General features: G+C 41.0%; 1 pseudogene. It reads left to right on the top strand.

The annotated features are described in order from the left end of the window. Positions 1–349 (top strand): annotated as a pseudogene (locus tag Q8G36_RS28720) (transposase); the annotation flags it as partial.

Genomic DNA, 349 nt, shown 5'->3' with positions numbered 1-349 from the left:
GAAAGATGAACGAACAAAACAGTTTGCCTATTCATTCCACGCGGCCGCAGACCGCAACGGTTTTGTATTGGGAACGATTGTAACACCTGGTAATACACATGACAGTCATATTTTGGAGCCACTTGTTAAGCAAGTGATTGAGAAAGTTGGAAAACCAGAAGCAGTTGCCGCAGATGCAGCTTATAAAACACCAGCGATTACAAGCTACCTATTTAACAAAGAAAATTACACCTGCTTTACCCTATACACGTCCTCGTACAAAAGAAGGATTCTTTCGCAAACATGACTATGTTTATGATGAACACTTTGATTGTTACCTTTGCCCTTCGGGCGAAACTTTAAAGTACTC

The sequence above is a fragment of the Peribacillus frigoritolerans genome, assembly GCF_030676415.1.
Lineage (GTDB): Bacteria > Bacillota > Bacilli > Bacillales > DSM-1321 > Peribacillus > Peribacillus frigoritolerans_A.
The sequence above is the reverse complement of the archived record's forward strand: the minus strand, read 5'-3'. Positions and strand labels throughout refer to the sequence as shown.